We start from the raw sequence: 3,508 nt of genomic DNA, 5'->3' as shown, positions 1-3,508 counted from the left end.
CCGCCGCCCCGAGCCCCCCGGAAAAGCCGGCGAGCCACGCCTCCGTCCAGTCGTCCGGGAGCGCCAGGGTCAGCAGGAAGCCGCGCGGCACCGCCCCCTTGGCCGCGATGTCGGACAGGTTCACCCCGAGCGCCTTGCGGGCGATCGAGGCCGGCGAATCGTCGGGGAAATAGTGGATCCCGGCCACCACCGCGTCGGCGGTGACGACGAGGTCATGCCCGGGGGTGGGCGTCAGGGTCGCGGCATCGTCCCGGAGCCCGTCCGCTCCCGGCCCGGCCAGTGGGGCGAAGTAGCGGGCGATCAGCCCCTCCTCGGAGGCCCGGCCCGGTCCGGACACGGCTCAGGTCTTCTTGGCGGGCGGCTTTCCGGAGCCCGGCTTGCCGCCCCCCTTGTTGCTCCCGCCCTTGTTGCTCCCGCCCTTGTTGCTCCCGCCCTTGGGCGCGCTCATCTCACCCGGCCGGACCTCCCGGGCGACCCGGTCGAGCACGGCGTTGACGAGGCCGGGCTCGTCGGCGGTGTAGAAGCTGTGGGCTACGTCGACATACTCGGAGATCGCCGCGGGCGCCGGCACGTCGGGCCGGAACAGCAGCTCGTAGGCGCCCGCCCGCAGGATCGCCCGCAGCACGATCTCGATGCGCCGGAGCGGCCAGCCCTGGGCCAAAGCCTGGTCGAGCTTCTGGTCGATCGCCCGCTGTTCCTCGACCGTGCCGCGCAGCAGGTCGCGGAAGAAGGCGGTCTCGGCCTTGGGATGCACGATCCCATCGACCTCCTGGCCGATCCAGAAGGCCTCGAACTCGGCCAGCGCATCGAGGACGCCCTTGCCGGAGATGTCCATCTCGTAGAGCGCCTGCACCACGGAAAGGCGCGCGCCGCTGCGCGGGCTGATCGCCCGGGCGGTCTCGTGGGCGGTCTCGTGGACCTCGCCTTCAGGGGCATCCTGGGCGGTGTCGTCCGGCCTGGTTTCGGTCGTCCCGGTCATGTCGGTTCTCGTTATCGCGGGCGCGCCGCCTCGGCCGCGCGCTTGAGGGCGAGCACCCCGAGCGCCGCCTCGGCCGCGCCGCCGCCCTTGTTCAACTCGGCGACCCGGGCCCGTTCCAGCGCCTGCGCCTCGGTCTCGACCGTGAGGATGCCGTTGCCGAGCGGTAGCCGGCGCTGGACCGAGAGGTCCATCAGGGCGCGGGCGCTCTCGCCGGCCACGATGTCGTAATGCCCAGTCTCGCCGCGGATCACGCAGCCGAGCGCCACCACGGCGTCGTAGTCATCCGCCAGGATCGCCACCGCGGCGGGGATCTCGAGGGCACCCGGCACCGTGACCACGGTGGCGTGCGCGGCGAACGCCTCGATCACCGCAAGGGCGCCGGCCAGCAGCTCGTCGGCGAGCGCCTCGTAGTAGCGGGCCTCGACGACGAGGATGCGGGCGCCGGCAAGGGCCGGATCCGCGGGCATCGGCGCCGTGGCGGCGCGGTTATGGGCGACCATGGCTGCGTCCGGTCGATATTTCGGGGGTTGGCGAGGGCGCCGCGCATCGGGCGCCCTCCGGATAGAGGGACGGTTAGACCGAAGCGGCCGGCGCGACAAGCACCGCGGAGCGCTACCGCACCAGCGGCGGCAGCGGCGGCGCGCCCGCTTCCGGGAGCGCCGTGCGGGCCACGTTCATGGTCATGGCCAGCAACGCGTAGTAGCCGTTGATTCCCGTGAGATCGATCGCGCCCTGCTCGCCGAAGCGCGCCACCACGGACGCGTAGGTGGCATCGCTGACCGCACGGTTGTGCTGCAGCTCGGTCGAGAAGGCGTAGGCCAGCGCCTCGTCGTCGCTCATGGCCTCGGGGCGGCGGCCCTCCACCAGGGCCTGCGCGGTCTCCGGTGCGACCCCGGCCTTGAGCGCGATCGGATGGTGGATCTGCCACTCGACCTGCTGGCTCCACAGCCGGGCGACGATCAGGATCACGAACTCGCTGATCCGCAGCGGCAGGGCGCTGCCGTAGCGCAGGTACAGCCCCATGCGGCTGGCGCATAGCATCAGTTCGGGACTGCGCAGCAGCGGCACGAATGGCCCGAAGACCGGGACCCCGCGCTCGGCCCGGAACGCCTCGGCGGCTGCGGCCTGCGCCTCCGAGAACTGGTCGGCGGGAATCTCCAGCAAGCGGTCCGTACCCGTCATGGCTTCCTGCCCTCACTGCACCGTGCGCGCGGCACGCGCTCTGGATTTCCGGCCCCCGGGAGCCTAGACCATTCAGGCCCACCGGCCCGACGAGCGCCCGGGCCGGACGCGATCCGAACACACGCCAGCGAGGCTTACGGCTTTGGCCCTCCCCGTCAACGAACGCCGGCGCATCATGCTGCTCACGGGCGCGAGCCGGGGCATCGGACACGCCACCGTCAAGCGCTTCTCGGCGGCCGGCTGGCGGGTGATCACCTGCTCGCGCCACGCATTCCCCGAGAACTGCCCCTGGGAGATGGGCCCCGAGGACCACCTCCAGGTCGATCTGGCGGACGCCCAGGACACGATGCGCGCCATCGAAGAGGTCCGGGGCCGGCTCGATGCCGAGGGCGGCGTGCTGCACGCGCTCGTCAACAATGCCGGCATCTCGCCGAAGGGCCCCGCGGGCGAGCGCCTGGGCGCGCTGGCCACGGAGTTCGACGGGTGGCAGCGGGTGTTCCAGGTCAACGTCTTCGCCACGATCCTGCTGGCCCGCGGCCTGCGCGACGAGCTCGCCCGGGCCCGGGGCTCGATCGTCAACGTGACTTCGATCGCGGGTTCCCGGGTCCATCCGTTCGCGGGCGCCGCCTACGGCACCTCCAAGGCGGCGCTTGCGGGCCTGACCCGCGAGATGGCCGCCGATTTCGGGCCTCTCGGGGTGCGGGTCAACGCGATCTCGCCGGGCGAGATCGACACCTCGATCCTGTCGCCCGGCACGGAGAAGCTCGTCGAGCAGATCCCGCAGCGGCGGCTTGGCACCCCCGACGAGGTCGCCAAGGCGATCTACTTCCTGTGCACCGACGCCTCGTCCTACGTGAACGGGGCCGAGCTGCACATCAACGGCGGCCAGCACGTTTGACCCGCCGCTCCCGGCGGCGGACATGACCGCCATGCGCCCTTTCCCGCCCCTGCGACGCCGGATCGTCGCGGCCCTCACGGGCCTGATCCTGTGCGCGGCACCGCTCGCCGGCGCCCGCGCCGAGGCCCCCGGCATCCGGATCCTGGACCTGCCGTTCAAGGTGCGGGCGCTGCGGGGGCCGCGCAGCGAGGTCGCGATCTCGGTGGCGACCTCCGGCCTCATGCCGATCGCCGGCGCGAAGGCGAGCCAGCCGGCCGGCGACGAGGAGAGCGCCCCGATCGCCGTGGTCTGGGGTGACGACGGCGGTGCCGTGCTCGGCCTCGCGGACGGCGCCGTCACGGTGCGGCCGATCGGCCGCGAGGCGGTCTCGTATAAACATCTCCGAGCCCACCAGACTACGCGGCAGCTCGTATTGCGGGGTGTGGGTGAAAAAAAAAAAGGGGGGGGGG

At 72.3% G+C, this 3,508-nt stretch carries 5 protein-coding genes and 1 pseudogene; 2 read left to right on the top strand and 4 right to left on the bottom strand.

Going from position 1 to position 3,508, the window contains the following annotated elements:
* The 4 genes from FV228_RS23605 to FV228_RS23590 form a co-directional block, all read right to left on the bottom strand.
* Positions 1-337 (bottom strand): AIR synthase related protein (locus tag FV228_RS23605; RefSeq protein WP_246694008.1); only part of this gene is annotated, 337 nt, incomplete at its 3' end.
* Between the two features lie 3 nt (positions 338-340).
* Entirely contained in the window at positions 341-979 is a 639-nt protein-coding gene (nusB, locus tag FV228_RS23600) for a transcription antitermination factor NusB (RefSeq protein ID WP_281406525.1), read from the bottom strand.
* Between the two features lie 11 nt (positions 980-990).
* Complete coding sequence (gene ribH, locus FV228_RS23595; protein WP_147856796.1) at positions 991-1,479, bottom strand: 6,7-dimethyl-8-ribityllumazine synthase; 489 nt, start codon at positions 1,477-1,479, stop codon at positions 991-993.
* A gap of 112 nt (positions 1,480-1,591) precedes the next feature.
* Positions 1,592-2,161 carry a carboxymuconolactone decarboxylase family protein gene (locus tag FV228_RS23590; RefSeq protein WP_147856795.1) on the bottom strand — a complete coding sequence of 190 codons (570 nt, stop codon included), beginning with the start codon at positions 2,159-2,161 and terminating at the stop codon, positions 1,592-1,594.
* A 175-nt stretch (positions 2,162-2,336) separates the two neighbouring features.
* On the opposite strand from FV228_RS23590, the gene FV228_RS23585 reads away from it, so the two are divergent.
* Together FV228_RS23585 and FV228_RS23580 are read left to right on the top strand one after the other, a co-directional pair.
* A complete protein-coding gene (locus FV228_RS23585; RefSeq protein WP_058193267.1) occupies positions 2,337-3,059 on the top strand; it encodes an SDR family oxidoreductase in 723 nt (240 codons plus the stop codon).
* Positions 3,060-3,090: 31 nt separating this feature from the next.
* Positions 3,091-3,508 (top strand): annotated as a pseudogene (locus FV228_RS23580) (hypothetical protein); the annotation flags it as partial.

It is taken from the genome of Methylobacterium sp. WL18, from assembly GCF_008040015.1.
In the GTDB taxonomy this organism is placed as follows: domain Bacteria; phylum Pseudomonadota; class Alphaproteobacteria; order Rhizobiales; family Beijerinckiaceae; genus Methylobacterium; species Methylobacterium mesophilicum.
The sequence above is the reverse complement of the archived record's forward strand: the minus strand, read 5'-3'. Positions and strand labels throughout refer to the sequence as shown.